17 protein-coding genes are annotated in these 14529 nt (G+C 70.3%); 4 read left to right on the top strand and 13 right to left on the bottom strand.

Translation table 11 applies throughout. The features are described 5' to 3' along the window. Window positions 1-134 precede the first annotated feature (134 nt). The 3 genes from nusB to hisG are packed head-to-tail and all read right to left on the bottom strand — an operon-like array spanning window position 135 to window position 2574. On the bottom strand, window positions 135-599 hold the full coding sequence (gene nusB, locus OPU67_RS12875; RefSeq protein WP_267620217.1) for a transcription antitermination factor NusB: 465 nt from the start codon (window positions 597-599) through the stop codon (window positions 135-137). Then, a complete protein-coding gene (hisD, locus tag OPU67_RS12870; protein WP_267620215.1) occupies window positions 596-1894 on the bottom strand; it encodes a histidinol dehydrogenase in 1299 nt (432 codons plus the stop codon). Before hisD ends, nusB begins: the two co-directional genes overlap by 4 nt. Further along, window positions 1891-2574 (bottom strand): ATP phosphoribosyltransferase, encoded by a 684-nt coding sequence (gene hisG, locus OPU67_RS12865; RefSeq protein ID WP_267620213.1) that lies wholly within the window; start codon window positions 2572-2574, stop codon window positions 1891-1893. The genes hisD and hisG overlap by 4 nt, the downstream gene beginning before the upstream one ends. A 45-nt stretch (window positions 2575-2619) precedes the next feature. On the opposite strand from hisG, the gene OPU67_RS12860 reads away from it, so the two are divergent. Next, window positions 2620-3714 carry a DUF2332 domain-containing protein gene (locus tag OPU67_RS12860; protein WP_267620210.1) on the top strand — a complete coding sequence of 365 codons (1095 nt, stop codon included), beginning with the start codon at window positions 2620-2622 and terminating at the stop codon, window positions 3712-3714. A 15-nt stretch (window positions 3715-3729) separates the two neighbouring features. Here OPU67_RS12860 and OPU67_RS12855 read toward each other — a convergent pair whose 3' ends face one another. The 4 genes from OPU67_RS12855 to OPU67_RS12840 are packed head-to-tail and all read right to left on the bottom strand — an operon-like array spanning window position 3730 to window position 6204. Continuing rightward, window positions 3730-4623, bottom strand: coding sequence for an alpha/beta fold hydrolase (locus tag OPU67_RS12855; RefSeq protein ID WP_267620208.1), 894 nt, complete (start codon window positions 4621-4623; stop codon window positions 3730-3732). Beyond that, complete coding sequence (locus tag OPU67_RS12850; RefSeq protein WP_267620206.1) at window positions 4623-5432, bottom strand: SDR family NAD(P)-dependent oxidoreductase; 810 nt, start codon at window positions 5430-5432, stop codon at window positions 4623-4625. Before OPU67_RS12850 ends, OPU67_RS12855 begins: the two co-directional genes overlap by 1 nt. Window positions 5433-5482: 50 nt before the next feature. Beyond that, window positions 5483-5935, bottom strand: a complete 453-nt coding sequence (locus tag OPU67_RS12845; RefSeq protein ID WP_267620203.1) for an NUDIX hydrolase — start codon at window positions 5933-5935, stop codon at window positions 5483-5485. Window positions 5936-5937: 2 nt separating this feature from the next. Then, window positions 5938-6204: a BolA family protein gene (locus OPU67_RS12840; protein ID WP_267620201.1), complete on the bottom strand. Its 267-nt coding sequence runs from the start codon at window positions 6202-6204 to the stop codon at window positions 5938-5940. 78 nt (window positions 6205-6282) lie between these two features. Between OPU67_RS12840 and OPU67_RS12835 the strand changes: the two genes are divergently transcribed. Then, window positions 6283-6879: a J domain-containing protein gene (locus tag OPU67_RS12835; protein ID WP_267620200.1), complete on the top strand. Its 597-nt coding sequence runs from the start codon at window positions 6283-6285 to the stop codon at window positions 6877-6879. Here the strand turns inward: OPU67_RS12835 and OPU67_RS12830 are convergent. After that, entirely contained in the window at window positions 6876-7502 is a 627-nt protein-coding gene (locus OPU67_RS12830) for a glutathione S-transferase family protein (protein ID WP_267620198.1), read from the bottom strand. The two genes, OPU67_RS12835 and OPU67_RS12830, sit on opposite strands and share 4 nt — an antisense overlap. 23 nt (window positions 7503-7525) lie before the next feature. Then, window positions 7526-8365: an oxygenase MpaB family protein gene (locus OPU67_RS12825; RefSeq protein ID WP_267620196.1), complete on the bottom strand. Its 840-nt coding sequence runs from the start codon at window positions 8363-8365 to the stop codon at window positions 7526-7528. A gap of 119 nt (window positions 8366-8484) precedes the next feature. Here OPU67_RS12825 and cobS point away from each other — a divergent pair, with 119 nt between their 5' ends. Together cobS and OPU67_RS12815 are read left to right on the top strand one after the other, a co-directional pair. Beyond that, the gene (gene cobS, locus OPU67_RS12820; RefSeq protein ID WP_267620194.1) at window positions 8485-9462 is read left to right on the top strand and encodes a cobaltochelatase subunit CobS; all 978 of its coding nucleotides are present in this window, start codon (window positions 8485-8487) and stop codon (window positions 9460-9462) included. 46 nt (window positions 9463-9508) lie between these two features. Beyond that, window positions 9509-11707 (top strand): transglycosylase domain-containing protein, encoded by a 2199-nt coding sequence (locus OPU67_RS12815; protein WP_267620192.1) that lies wholly within the window; start codon window positions 9509-9511, stop codon window positions 11705-11707. 127 nt (window positions 11708-11834) lie between these two features. Here the strand turns inward: OPU67_RS12815 and OPU67_RS12810 are convergent, their stop codons facing one another. The 4 genes from OPU67_RS12810 to OPU67_RS12795 form a co-directional block, all read right to left on the bottom strand. Further along, window positions 11835-12230 carry a PaaI family thioesterase gene (locus OPU67_RS12810; RefSeq protein ID WP_267620190.1) on the bottom strand — a complete coding sequence of 132 codons (396 nt, stop codon included), beginning with the start codon at window positions 12228-12230 and terminating at the stop codon, window positions 11835-11837. Then, window positions 12223-12705 (bottom strand): PaaI family thioesterase, encoded by a 483-nt coding sequence (locus OPU67_RS12805; RefSeq protein WP_267620188.1) that lies wholly within the window; start codon window positions 12703-12705, stop codon window positions 12223-12225. Before OPU67_RS12805 ends, OPU67_RS12810 begins: the two co-directional genes overlap by 8 nt. Window positions 12706-12881: 176 nt before the next feature. Next, entirely contained in the window at window positions 12882-13382 is a 501-nt protein-coding gene (gene ruvX, locus OPU67_RS12800; protein ID WP_267620186.1) for a Holliday junction resolvase RuvX, read from the bottom strand. Next, the gene (locus tag OPU67_RS12795; protein WP_267620183.1) at window positions 13364-14515 is read right to left on the bottom strand and encodes a DUF3089 domain-containing protein; all 1152 of its coding nucleotides are present in this window, start codon (window positions 14513-14515) and stop codon (window positions 13364-13366) included. Before OPU67_RS12795 ends, ruvX begins: the two co-directional genes overlap by 19 nt. Window positions 14516-14529: the final 14 nt, after the last annotated feature.

Genomic DNA, 14529 nt, shown 5'->3' with positions numbered 1-14529 from the left:
GGAGGCGGCCTGGAGGGGGTCTGGCCGGGGTCTGGGCGGGGGCGAGAGCGGGTCGAGCGGGGGCCGGGCCGGGCCTGGCCATCGGGCTGCGGAAAAGCTGGACCCCGGCCTGTGCGGGGATCACACTGTCGGCCTCAGCGCGCCGTCTTCGCCACGGCGTCGAGGATGCCGTTGACGAACTTCGCCTGCCCGTCGTCGAAGAATGCCTTGGCGACCTCGACATATTCGTTGATCGCCACCGCCGCCGGCACGTCGGCCCGCGCCAAGAGCTCGTAGGTCCCGGCGCGCAGGATCTGCAGCATCGTCTTGTCGAGCCGCGCGAGGCTCCAGCCGCTCGCCAGCTTGCTCGCGACAGCCGCGTCGATCTCGTCGCGCCGCGCGTCCACGCCGCGCACGACGTCGTCGAAGAACGGCACCTCCGCGTCGGCATATTCCGCCTCGTCGAAGTCCTCGTCGTCGATGGTGCGGCCGAGGCGGTGCTGGTGGAACTCGTCGAGCAGCCGCGCGAGGGCGGTGCCCTCCATCTGCTGCTGATAGAGCGCCTGGACGGCGGCGAGACGCGCGGCCGAGCGGGCCTGCGAGCGGGCGGTTTGGTTCATTGGATCCTCAGTTCCACGGACCTGGCGTGGGCGGGCAGTCCCTCGGCATGGGCGAGGGTCGCGGCGGCGGGGCCGACGCTGGCGAAGGAGGCGGCGTCGAGGCCGAGGAAGCTGGTGCGCTTCATGAAGTCGAGCACCGAAAGCCCGCTGGCAAAGCGCGCGCGCCGGCCCGTCGGCAGCACGTGGTTGGGCCCCGCGACATAGTCGCCGACCGCCTCGGGGGTCATGCGGCCGAGGAAGATGCTCCCGGCATGGCGGATCGCGCGCAGGTAGGGCTCGGGATCGTCGACCGCGATCTCGACGTGCTCGGCGGCGAGGCGATTGGCGAGCGCCGGGGCCTCGGCGAGAAGGTCGTCCACCACGATCATCACCCCGTGCGCGTCCCAGCTCGCCCGCGCCGTCTTCGCGGTCGCCAGCTGGGTGATCTGCAAGTCGATGCAGTCCTCGACCTGGCGGGCGAAGGCCTCGTCGTCGGTGATGAGGATCGATTGCGAGGTGGGATCGTGCTCCGCCTGGGAGAGGAGGTCGGCGGCGATCCAGTCGGGATCGTTCTTCCCGTCGGCAATGACGAGGATTTCCGAAGGGCCCGCGACCATGTCGATCCCGACCACGCCGTAGAGCTGGCGCTTGGCCTCGGCGACCCAGGCGTTGCCCGGGCCGGTGATGACATCGACGGGGCGGATGCGTTCGGTCCCGTAGGCGAGCGCGCCGACCGCCTGCGCCCCGCCGACGCGCCAGATCTCGTCCACCCCGGCGATGTGCGCGGCGGCGAGCACCAGCGGGTTGGCGGTGCCCTTGGGCGTGGGGGTGACGACCACCAGCCGCTCGACGCCGGCGACGCGCGCGGGGATCGCGTTCATCAGCAGCGAGGACGGATAGGCCGCGCGGCCGCCCGGCACGTAGAGCCCGGCGGCATCGACCGCGCGCCAGATCGCGCCGAGCCTGACGCCCGCCGCGTCCACATAGTCGCGGTCCTGCGGCAGCTGCGCCTCGTGATAGGCCCGGATGCGCGCAGCGGCGAGCTCGAGCGCGTCGCGCAGGGCCGGGTCGAGATCGCGGTAGGCCTGCTCGCAGCGTTCGCGCGAAATCGTCCAGTCGGCCTCATCGACCAGCGCATAGCCGTCGAAGCGCTGGGTGTATTCCACCAGCGCCGCATCGCCGCGGCCCTTGACCGCCTGGAGGATGCCGGCGACCTGGCCCGCGACGTCGCTGTCGGCCTCGCGGCGCGCGTCCACGATGCGGGCGAAGCGCGCCGCGAAATCGGGCGCATCGGCGTGGAGGAGGGACACGGTCATGCGGCGGCGCTCCTGTCCTCGACATCGCGGCGGAAGGCGTCGACCAGCGCGGCCACCCGGCGGTCGGTTTTCAGCGCGGTGCGGTTGACGATCAGACGGGCGGAGATCTCGAGGATCGTCGCGGTCTCGACCAGCCCGTTCTCGCGCAGCGTCGTGCCGGTCGAGACGAGGTCGACGATCTGCCGCGCGAGGCCGAGCGAGGGGGCAAGCTCCATCGCGCCGTTCAGTTTGACGCACTCGGCCTGCACCCCGGCGGCCTCGAAATGGCGGCGGGTGAGGCTCGGATATTTGGTCGCCACACGCAGGTGGCTGACGCTGGCGGCCTCGTCCGTGTCCGAGGCGAGGCGGGCGACCGAGAGGCGGCACAGCCCGATCCCGAGGTCCACCGGCGCATAGAGATCGGCGTAGTCGAATTCCTCGATCACGTCCGAGCCGACGATCCCGACCTGCGCCGCACCGTGGGCGACGAAGGTCGCGACGTCGAAGGCGCGCACGCGGATGATGCGCATATCGGGGCGGGTGGTGCCGAAGGCGAGGGCGCGGCTCTTGGGATCGTGGAAGTCGGCAGCAGGCTCCACCCCGGCGCGCGCCATCACCGGGAGCGCCTCGTCGAGGATGCGCCCCTTGGGGACAGCGAAGGTCAGCTGTCCGAGGTTGTCGGGAAGGCCGATGCGGGTCATGATCGGGCGCGCACTTAGGGGTCGGAGGGGAAAAGGGCAATGGTGATGGGTGATCGCAAGGAGCGGCCCGCCTACGAATTCGTGGACATGAACACGCGTGGGGAAGGGGCGGTGGCGACCGCCTTTGCCAACCAGGTCGCCTATTGCGAGGCGGGCGGGGCGCCGATCACCGCGCGGGTGGTGGGCGGCATCGCGCAGGTGGTGGCGAGCGGCGGGGGCGGCGAGGTCGCGCGGCGCGTGCGCGCGTGGGAGGGCGCTCCGCTGGCCGATGCGCTGCCGCTGCGGGTGGCGGGGGGCCTGCACGCGCTGCACCTCGCCGGCACCGCGCCGGAGCTCGCCCCGATCTATGCCGGCGAGGCGGCGGACGATGCGGGCGTCATCGGCGGCGTCATGACGTCGCACGCGGCGGCGTTGCTTCCTTGGCTCGACGGCCCGCCGCAGACCAACGAGGCGGGGCGCTCGGCCAACTTCATCGCCGCGCTGCTGTGGCTCGCCGAGCGCGGCTTGCCGGCGCGGTTCCAGTGCCTCGAGATCGGCTCGAGCGCCGGGATCAACCTGATGCTGGACCGCTACCGCTACGACCTCGGCGGGGTGGTGGTAGGGCCCGAGGCGCCGGTGATGGAGTTCCGCCCCGCATGGCACGGCGCGCCGCCGCCTGCGCAGGCCATCGAGATCGTGAGCACCAGGGGCTGCGACGTCGCGCCAGTGGACCTCACCGACCCGGCCCAGGCGCTGCGCCTCAAGGCCTATATCTGGCCCGAGCATCGGGTCCGCTTCGCGCGCATGGACGCCGCGATCCGCACGGCGGGCGAACGCGCGCCCGATCTGGTGCGGATGAACGCCGCCGACTTCGTCGAGACCGAACTCGCGAAGCCGCAGGCGAGCGCCACCACCCGCGTGCTGATGCACTCGATCGTCTGGCAATATGTGCCGCAAGACCAGCAGGCCCGCGTCACCGCGGCGATGGAAGCGGCGGGCGCAAAGGCGTCAGCGACAAGCCCGCTCGCCTGGGTCCGGGTCGAGGCTGACCGCACCGTCCACCGCCACGCGCTCACGGTCCGCTACTGGCCCGGCGGCGCGGAAGAGGTGCAGCTCGCCTGGTCGCACCCGCACGGCGCGGATGTGGAGTGGGTGGCCTAGCCAACGGGGATCAAGTCAGGAGGCCATAAATTCCTCCATTGCCGAATTAACCGCCTCCGGCGCCTCCCAGGGCACGAAGTGGCCGCAATCCGGCACCTTCACGAGGGTCAGCGGGTCGATGATCTCGTCCAGCCCTTCGAGGTTCTCCGGGGGCAGGGCGAGGTCGTCCAATGCCCAGATCACCAGTGTGGGGATCGTCAGCTTCGGCAGCGCGGGCGGGGTATAGCCTGCCGGCACCGCAAAAGGCGCATCCATCGGCGGCACGTCGATGGGGCTCGCGCGGTAGTAGTTGAGCATCCCGAAGGCCGCGTCGCGGTTCTGCCAGTCGCGCAGCAACTGGTCGCGCTCCTCGGGCTCCATCGCGTTCGGGCGGTCCCACTTCACCTCCTGAAGGAGCAGGCCGGTCAGCCCGTGTTCCTTGACGAGCGCGTCGTTGGCGGGATCGCGAAAACCCCGGATGTACTGGCTCGCCTCGCGCTGGACGCGATTGGTGTAGAGCAGCTTCTGGAAGATCGCCGGGTGTGGTGCGTTGGCGATCACCGCCCGGCTCACCCGCGTGTGCTGCCCGGCAAGCGCCACGCCCCAGGCGAGCGCGCCGCCCCAGTCGTGGCCGACGATGGTGAAGTTGGCGATCCCCAGCGTGTCGGCGAGCAGGAACACGTCGCCAATCAGCTTGTCCGGCGTGTAGGCGGCGACCTCCTGCGGCTTCGAGGAGCCGCGATAGCCGCGCTGGTCGGGGGCGATGCAGCGGAACCGGCCTGCGAAATGCCGGATCTGGTGGCGCCATGTCCGGTGGCTCTCGGGAAAGCCGTGGAGGAAGATCAGGGCGGGGGCTTGCGTAGGCCCCTCGTCGACGATGTCGAGGTGGATGCCGCCCGGGAGCGCCACGCGCTTGAGGTCAAAGCTCATCACTGCTGCTCCAGCTTGTCCATGTAGCCCTTGGCGACCATGCCGGCGATCTGATCGAACAGCGTGTCGGGCGTGCGGCGCGCCTCGCCCATTGCAAGCTCCACACCCTCGGCGACGATGATCTCGCGCTCGCCCCGGGCGATACCGTCGAGCATCGCGCGCGCCGCCGTGTCGGCGGGGATGCCGTTGTCGATCGCCGCATCCGACTTGCCGCGAGGCGAGCCCTCGGCGGTGAGCGCGTTCTTGGAGACGTTGGTCTGGACCGATCCGGGGTAGATCGTGTGGACGCTCACCCCGTTGACGGTGAGCTCCGCGCGCAGCGCGTCGGCATAGCCGGCGAGACCGAACTTGGCGGCGGAATAGGCGGTGCGCATCGGCACCCCGACCTTGCCCGCGACCGAGGAGATGAAGGCGAGCGCACCCGATCCGCGCTCCGCCATGTGGCCGATCAGTCCTTGCGTGAAAGCGATTTGCGCTACGAGGTCCACCTCGATGATGTCGCGGTAGACCTGCATCGCGGTCTTCAAGGCACGGCTGCGCTGCGAAATGCCGGCATTGGCGATGGCGAGGTCGACGCCGCCCTTCCAGACGATGGCCTTGGCGGTGGCCTCTGCGAGCGCCGCCTCGTCACGCACGTCGAAGGCGAGGATCAGCGTCTCGCCGCAGTCCTCTGCCACTTCCGCCAGCCGCGCCTCGTCGCGGCCCGAGAGCACGAGGTGGCTCCCGCGCGCCGCCAGTTCCCGCGCGAGCGCCGCGCCGATCCCCGAGGATGCGCCGGTGATCCACGCGACCTTGCCAGAATAGTCCATGTCTCTCTCCCGTTTCGCCGAGGGTTAGCGAGACGGGCGGGGACGCGCAATCAGGTTGCGATATGGGACCGGATCATCGCGGCGAGCGCCTCGGGGAACACCGCCTCGGGCCAGCTCTCCAGCTCGTCCAGCGTGAACCAGCGGTGCTGCGTCATCACCCTTTGTTCGAGTTCTGTGTGCCCCGCGGTGTCGACCCGCGCCTCGGCGACGCGCACGAGGAAGAAGCGCTCGTCGGCCTGCACCGGCTCGCCTTCGACCGTGACGAACTCCGGGGTCATCCGCGCGATCTGCGGCCCCGGAGCGGCGGCGATGCCGGTCTCCTCGAACAGCTCGCGCCGCGCCGCATCCTCGAAGCTCTCGCCGGGATCGCACTCGCCGCCGGCCGTCACCCAGAAGGGCGGGCGGTCCGGCACGTCGAAGCGGAACATCAGCGCGCGGGTCTCGGCGTCGAGCACGATGATCCGCGCCGCGCGGCGCAGACGCAGGGCGGGGTTGAGCGCCACGTTCAGGCCCCCGGCACGCTCGCCTTGATCGCCACCGCGTGGACGCGCTGGCCGACGATGTCGCCCAGCGCCGCGATCACCGCACGCTGGCGGGCGAGGCGGTTCATGGGAGCGAAGGCCGCCGCCTCGATCTCGACGGTGAAGTGCGATTCGCCCGATCCGTCGTCGCCCATGTGGCCCGCGTGCTTCGCGCTGTCGTTGACGATCGCGAGGCGGGTGGGGGCAAAGGCCTCGGTCAAGAGGGCGTGCATTTCCTCGGCGACACTCATCACGGCTTTCCTTCTTTGCAAGGCATTCCGGCGGATCGGGCTTGGAACTGGCCCGCCCAATCGCCATTCTGACGGCTTATGCCTTCACCACGATTCCACGGCCGCGTCGAGAGCCCCGGGCGCCAATGCGAAGCCCCCGGCTGCCGCGAGGCGGGCGAATTCCGCGCGCCCGGCCGCCGCCCGCACGGCTTCGACGGGCCGGGCGAGTGGCGCTGGTTCTGTCTCCAGCACGTGCGCGAGTTCAACGCCGGCTACGACTGGTTCGAGGGCATGAGCGCCGAGGAGATCCTGCGCGCGCAGTCGCCGATTGCCGGGTGGCAGACCGAAAGCCGGGTGTTCCGCCCCACGGCGGGGATCGCCGATGGCCCGCGCTGGGCTGACTACGCCGATCCCTTGGACGCGATCAGCGCCCGCGCGCGGGGCATCCGGGCGAAGGCGGAAGGCCGCGCGCACACGATGCGCATGGACGCGCGCTTCTCGCCCGACGAGGCGCGCGCGCTCGAGGTGATGGGGCTGGGCTCCGACACCGACCGCACCCGGCTGCGGCGCCGCTATTCGGAACTGGTGCGCCGCTACCACCCCGACCGCAACGGCGGCGACCGCGCCCACGAGGCGCAGCTCACCGCCGTGGTCGATGCCTACCAGCTGCTGAAGAAGAGCGCGGCGCTGGCCTAGCCCTGCGCCGCCGCGATGATTGCATCGTCGATGCCCTTTGCCTCCGCATAGGCCGGGCGCTGGGTGACGCGCGTCGCATAGGCGCGGAAAGCCGGACGTTCTCGGACAGTGCCGAATTGCAGGCCCCAGACGATCTGGCTGCCGAGATAGGTGTCCGCCATGGTGAAGCGCGCGCCCGCGGCGAAATCGTTGGCCGACAGCCACGCGTCGAGCGCATCGAGAGTGAGCTCGAAGCTGCCGAACCCCGCCATCGCGCTGCGCCCTTCGGGAACCTGCCAGCCCATCGCCTGCGCGACCACCGCCTGTTCCAGCGGCCCGGCGGCGAAGAACAGCCAGCGGAAATAGGCGGCGCGCTCCTGGCTGTCGGGCAGCAGGCCCCGGTCCGGGTGCGTCTCGGCGAGGTAGTGGTTGATCGCGGCGCATTCGGTGACGACGTGATCGTGGCCGCCGTGATGATGGACGAGGGCGGGAACCTTGTTCATCGGATTGATCTGCCGGAAGCTTTCCGGCCGGCTCGCCCAGTCCATGACGACCTGATCGTAATCCGCGCCCGCCTCGTGCAGCGCCCATCGCGATATCTGCCCGCGGCTCATGGCGACGGTGTAGAAGGTGAATTCGGCCATCGCTCCCTCTCCCTTTGTGCCCTTCAACCCTGCCGGAACGCCCAGCGCAAGGTGCGGCCCATGCCCCAGGTGGCAGCGCGTGCCGGAAGCGCGGTGAGCACCGGGCGCTGGAGGTTCAGCATCGCCGCCGCCCAGTTCGGCAGCATCGCGACGGCATCGGCGGTGATCATCGTCTGCACCGCGAGCGGGGTCCCCTTGGGCCGCTGCGAGAGCACCAGCTGCGCGACCTCCCGCGCCTCGCGCGAGGTGGCAAGATCGTGCCGCAACTCGCGGAAAATCCTGTCCGCCTCGGCGCGGGTCTCGGGCACCGGATCGGCGCCGAGCATCCGCGCTACACCTGCGAACTGGCGGTAGTATTCGTCCTGCTCGGCAATGGGCATGGAGGGCCGCACGTGGCGCAGGTAGCCGGCGAGGAAGCTCTGCGCCTCGGTGACATGGACCCAGGCGAGCGTGCGCGGATCGGTCGCGGAATAGGGCGTGCCGTCGGGCAGCGTCCCGCCGACCCTGGCGTGGATGCGGTTGACGCGGTCGATTGCCTTCAGCGCCTCGTCGCGGTGGCCGTAGGTCGTCACCGCGATGAACCGCGCGGTGCGTTGCAGGCGCCCGTGCATATCGGCGCGGAAATTGGAATGGTCGAGCACCCCCTGCAAGGCGTGGGGGTGGAGCATCTGGAGCAGCAGCGCGCGCACCCCGCCGGTCATCATCCCGACGATGTCCGCGTGGACCATCCGGATCGGCGTGTCGCGCACGAACAGCGCCTCGTCCGACGGGGGCGTGGGGGTGTGGCCCTTGCTCGCATCGTGGAACACGCCGCGCACCTGGGCGACCAGCCTGAGGCGCAGCGATTCGACGGGATCGGCCATGACAGCCGATATAGGGACGATGCCGCGGCCCCGCCATCCGGCACTCGCGCAAACGGCGGCGCGTCCCGTCAAACCACCGCTTGCAGGCGCGGCCCATGCCGTTTAACCGTCCGCCCGCAATGACCACGATCCCCTCCGGCGCCAGCGCCATGCCCACCCAGCCCGACACCACGATCGACGTCCGCGAGACCTTCGGCATCGATGTCGACTGGCAGGTTCCCGCCTTCTCGCAGCGCGACGAGCACGTGCCCGAGACGGACGGCGCCTATGTCTTCGATCCGGACACGACGCTGGCGATCCTTGCGGGCTTCGCGCACAACCGCCGGGTGATGGTGCAGGGCTATCACGGCACCGGCAAGTCGACCCACATCGAACAGGTGGCCGCGCGCCTCAACTGGCCCTCGATCCGCGTGAACTTGGACGCGCATATCAGCCGCATCGACCTCGTCGGGCGCGACGCGATCGTGCTGAAGGACGGGCTTCAGGTCACCGAGTTCAAGGAAGGCATCCTGCCCTGGGCGCTCCAGCACCCGGTGGCGTTGACCTTCGACGAATATGACGCCGGCCGCCCCGACGTGATGTTCGTGATCCAGCGCGTGCTCGAATTCGACGGCCGCCTCACGCTGCTCGATCAGAACCGCGTCATCACCCCCAACCCGTTCTTCCGCCTGTTCGCCACCACCAACACCGTGGGCCTCGGCGATACCAGCGGGCTCTATCACGGCACGCAGGCGATCAACCAGGCGCAGATGGACCGCTGGAACATCGTCGTGGCGCTCAACTACCTCAAGCCCGACGTCGAACAGCAGATCGTCAAGTCCAAGACCCCGCAATCGGACGACAAGCTGATCGCCGACATGGTCAAGGTCGCCGAGCTGACCCGGCAGGGCTTCATGAACGGCGACATCTCGACCGTGATGAGCCCGCGCACGGTCATCACTTGGGCGCAGAACGCAGGCATCTTCGGTTCGACCGGCTTCGCCTTCCGCCTCTCCTTCCTCAACAAGTGCGACGAGGCCGAGCGGGTGCTGGTCGCCGAATACTACCAGCGGGTGTTCGGCGAGGACCTGCCCGAGGGCGCCGCGAAGAAGCGTTAAGCACGCTTGCTCCCGAGTGTCATAGGCTGATAATACAGCGGCCGCCATGGCGCTGTTCGACCGATTCTGGAGAGGCTCGCGGGCCCGCGCCGAGGAGCCTTCCAGCGCGCCCGGCTTCTACGCGCTCTACGAAAGCCAGCGCCCGCTCGAGGACGAGGACGACGATCTCCCGCCGCGCCCGCGCGCATCGGGCAAGCCGGACTTCGATCACTGGGACGCAAAGCTCGGCCTTGTGGACGAGGCGCTCGCCGTCGAGCAGCGCAGGCGCCTCCGTTGGTGGCAGCGCGACTACTGGCGGGGCCGCTCCAGGCTGTGGTGGACGGGGCGCGGTGTCCTCGGATTTTTCGCGGCGCTCGCGCTGATCGTCGGCTGGCTGGCGGTCACCGCGCCGCTTTCGAAAAGCCTCGAGCCGGTCGCCCCGCCGCAGGTGACGCTGCTCGCCAGCGACGGCACGCCGATCGCGCGGCAGGGGGCGGTGGTCGAGGCGCCGGTCAGGGTGAAGGACCTGCCGCCGCACGTTGTGCAGGCCTTCATCGCGATCGAGGACCGGCGCTTCTACAGCCACTGGGGCATCGACCCGCGCGGCATCGCCCGCGCGGCATGGACCGGCTATGGCGGCGGCTCGACGATCACCCAGCAACTCGCCAAGTTCACCTTCCTCACGCCCGAGCAATCGCTCACCCGCAAGGCGCGCGAGGCGCTGATCGCGCTGTGGCTGGAAAGCTGGCTGACCAAGGACGAGATCCTCGAGCGCTATCTCTCCAACGCCTATTTCGGCGACAACCAGTATGGCCTGCGCGCCGCGAGCCTGCACTATTTCTACCGCCAGCCGGAAAAGCTCAGGCCCGAACAGGCGGCGATGCTCGCGGGGCTCTTGCAGGCGCCCTCGCGCTATGCGCCGACCAAGCACTACGACAAGGCGCAGCGGCGCATGGAGCTCGTCATCCAGTCGATGGTCGATGTCGGCTACCTGACGCCGGCCGAGGCCGCGCGCCTGCCCGATCCGCGCATCGACGTGCGCACGCGGGACGACAACCTGCCGACCGGCACCTACTTCGCCGACTGGGCGCTGCCGCTGGCGCGCGAGGGGATGGAGGCGGGCTATGCGCGCACGGTGCTGACGACGACGCTGGACTCGCGGCTCCAGGCGCTCGCCAGCCGCGTGGTCGCGCGCGCGCCGCTGGGGCGCGCGCAGGTCGCGCTCGTCGCGATGCGCAGGAACGGCGAGGTGGTGGCGATGGTCGGCGGGCGCGACTACGCCAAGTCGCCCTTCAACCGCGCCACGCAGGCGCGCCGCCAGCCGGGATCGACCTTCAAGACCTTCGTCTATCTGACAGCGCTGGAAGAAGGCTGGGAGCCTGACGATACCATCCCCAACACCCCGATCACCCAAGGCAGCTACCGCCCCAAGAACGCCCGCGAGGCCTATTCGGACCAGATCACCCTCAAGGATGCCTTCGCCTCGTCAAGCAATGTCGCGGCGGTGCGGCTGTTCCAGGCGGTGGGGAGCGAGAAGGTGATCCGCACCGCCCGGCGCCTCGGCATCACCGCGCCGATGACGGAAGGCGACCCGAGCCTCGCGCTCGGCACCTCGGCGATGACGCTGATGGAGCTGACGGCGGCCTATGCCGGGATCGCGGCGAACGAATACCCTGTGGAGCCGCACCCCATCGCGCGGGGCGAGCCGGGGTGGTGGGAGTGGCTGACCGGCGGCAGGAAGTCGATGTCGCGCGGGGTCCATTCCGATCTCGAGGAACTGCTTCGCGGTGCGATCAACCGCGGCACCGGGCGCAACGCGGTGCTGCCGGTGGCGAACTTCGGCAAGACCGGAACGACCCAGGATTACCGCGACGCGCTGTTCGTGGGCTATGCTGGCGATCTCGTGGTCGGGGTGTGGATCGGCAATGACGACAATTCGCCCCTGAACGGCGTCACCGGCGGGAGCCTGCCGGCGCGGATCTGGCGCGATTTCATGCGCGGCGCGCTCGGCATCGAAGCCGCGCCCGCGCCGCGCGCCACCGAGACGCCCGATCCCGAAGGCCCGGTGCAGCCGCTCGACGTGCTCGAGGGCGAGGAGATCCCGGTCGGCACGGACGGCGCGAGTCTGCGGATCGAGAACGGCGGGGTGACGATCAGCGGCCCCGGCGTGCCGGTCGAGGTGCGCGTCGGCGAGGGCGGGGTGGTGGTCCAGCCGACCGGCGCGCCCGCGCCCGCGCCCGCCTCGAGCCCTGCACCGCCGCCCTGATCGCCCCCCATCCGTTCGCCTCGAGCGAAGTCGAGAGGCCGGTCGCAGGTGTCTCGACTGACGACGAAGTCGGCAGTTCATCCTGAGCCTGCCGAAGGGCTCGAGGCGAACGGGTCTGGTTCACCCCTCACACCATCAGGATGTTCATCACCGCCGCCGCGATCGGTCGGTCGCGGTCCTCCTGCCAGGCCTCGACCGCGATATTGGCGTTGCGCCGCCCCAGCCGGGTGATCCGCCCCACCGCGAAGCTCGGGCGGGACTTGCCGGCGGCGAGGTATTGCACGGTGATGTTGATCGGCTTCAACTGCGGGTCGCGACCGGCCGCGATCAGCGCGGTCCTGAGCGCCGCATAGCCCGCGTTCTCGAGCAGCCCCGCCGTTGCCCCGCCGTGGAAGTGCTGCGGGCGGCCCTCGACATTGGCGCCGAAATCGACCGTCAGCACCGGCATCCCGTGCTCCGCCTCGCCGGTCACCGCGATGCCGAGCGAGCGGGCATAGGCGGGCAGCTCGAGCGGCTCACTCATGTGCGGCAGCTCCCCTCAGGGCAGGGTTGGCCTCGCGCGGATCGGTGCCGATGGTCATGAAGCACCCGGCGACGTGCGCCACCGGATCATCGAGGGTATCGTCATAGGCGATGCCGCGCACGAAGGCGGCCGAGCGCGTGATGCGGTAGCATTCGACCCGCCCGCGCACGCTCGCCCGCTCGCGCGCGGGGCGCTGGTAGTCGACGCGCAGATCGAGCGTCGCGACCGGCTGGAAGCTGCCGCGGGTCTGCCAGATCGCCATGCCGCTCGCCATGTCCATCAGGCTGATGATCGGGCCCGAGGCGAGCACCGGGCGGCTGCGGTCTCCCAGCAGATCCTCGCGCCACGGCAGTTCGAGCTCGACCCAGTTGTCGCCCTGATCGGCGAAGCGCAGGCCGAGCCAGCCGGTGTGGCCGTGGCGGAAGAACCACTTCGAGGCCTCGCGCGCGTCGAACCGGGGGGTGGGGGTGTTCATGGGCGGACGTCTAAGGCGAGGGGAGGGCGGCGCGCAATGGCGGATTTGCGGCGCCCCTCCACAAGATCCGTTCGCCTCGAGCGAAGTCGAGAGGCCGGTCGCAGGTGTCTCGACTTACGACGAAGTCGGCAGTTCATCCTGAGCCTGCCGAAGGGCTCGACACGAACGGGAGTTAGTCAGAGCACGCCGCCGGCCAGCCGGTCGATCGCGCCTTGCAGGATCACCGCGGCGGCGTGGCTGTCGATGGCGGCGGCGCGCCTGGCGCGGCTCATGTCCTGCCCGATCATTGCGGCCTCGGCGGCCTGGGTCGACCAGCGCTCGTCCCACAGCAGGAGGGGGAGGGCGAAGGCCTCGGCGCAGTTCCTCGCATAGGCGCGGCTGGCTTGCGCGCGGGGGCCTTCCGAGCCGTCCATGTTGCGGGGAAGACCGAGGACGATCCCGCGCACGCTGCGCTGCCGGATCAACGCGGCCAGCGTCTCCCGGTCGCGGCCCCACTTGCCGCGCTGGATGGTCGTCCCGTTGGTCGCGAAGCGCCAGCCTGCATCGCAGGTCGCGGTGCCGATGGTCTTCGTGCCGAGATCGAGGCCGAGCAGCACGCCGCCCCCATCGAAGGAATTGGCCCCGACCGCCTCGGCAAAGCCGCGCGCGTCCTCGAAGATCAGCGGGCCGGCGTCCATGCATCCACCCGGCGGATCACGTCGGCCCGGGTGTTCGCCCAGAACAGGGGCACGTCGTAGACATGGTAGTTGTTCCCGGGCAGCACGTAGGAGCCCATCTCCGGCGGGGGGCCGATCAGCAGCAGCCCGCGCTCGTCGCAGCGCGCCGGCACGAGATCGGGGACAAGCTCGCCCTTCGCCATGCTGTCGTCGGGCACCAGCGTGCCGAGATTGGCGCTCGCCGGGGCGGAGCCGCCGATCCGGCCGGTCAGCGGGTTGGTGCACAGCATCGGATCATTGCCCGGCGCCTTCCCGTCGAGCGCAGGGGTGCTGCCATAGGCACCCAGCACCAGCGACGGATCGGCCGGCTCGGCAAAGCTCGACCAGCTGATGAGGCAGCCCGCCTGGTCGGGCGCGTCGCAGGCGGGGAAGCCGATCACGGGCAGGTCGTGAAGGGTCGAGAGCGGCCAGCCGATCACGTAGGCGGCGACCAGCCGGGGGGCGAGCGGCGTGCCCTTGACCTCCTCGGCGAGCAGGCGCTTCAGGTGCAGCGCGCCCTGCGAATGGCCGGCGAGCACGATCGGGGTGCCGGGCGCGACGCTCGAGACGAAGTAGCGGAACGCCTCGCGCACGTCGGCATAGGCGGCATCGATCGCCTGGCGGCCCTCGGGCGCCGAGGTGAGGAAGGCGCCCATCGTCGCCTGCCGGTAGCGCGGCGCCCAGATTTCGGTCGCCGGGTTGAAGGCGCTCGCCATGCCGCGCAGGTAGATGCGGGCGACGCGCTCCGCCTCCGGGTCGCCGCCGTTTGCGAGCGGGGCGTTCCAGGCCGAGCGGCTGAGATAGCTGGTGGGGTGGACGAAGAACACCGCGAAGCGCTTGCCCGCCTGCGCGGGCGAGCCGGGGACGGCGGTGCCGCCAGTGCCGGCATAACTCGGCTGCCAGCGCGACGGGTCGGAGGTGCCGATCCCGGGGCGCGAATACCACAGCGCGCTGTCCTCGTAGGCATTGGCCTCGAGCGGCTTGACCGGCGCGAATTCGGCCGAGGGCACGAGGGCGATTTCGGCGAACTGCTTGCCGAACAGCTCGAAGGCGATCCGCCCGCCGATCACCAGCACGATCAGCACGGCGATCACATAGAGGAATTTCCTGGCCATGATCCGCTCGCCGC

This window comes from Erythrobacter sp. WG, assembly GCF_026586795.1.
Taxonomy (GTDB): domain Bacteria; phylum Pseudomonadota; class Alphaproteobacteria; order Sphingomonadales; family Sphingomonadaceae; genus Erythrobacter.
Note: the sequence above shows the minus strand (reverse complement) of the source record. Positions and strands in the feature narration are given on the sequence as shown.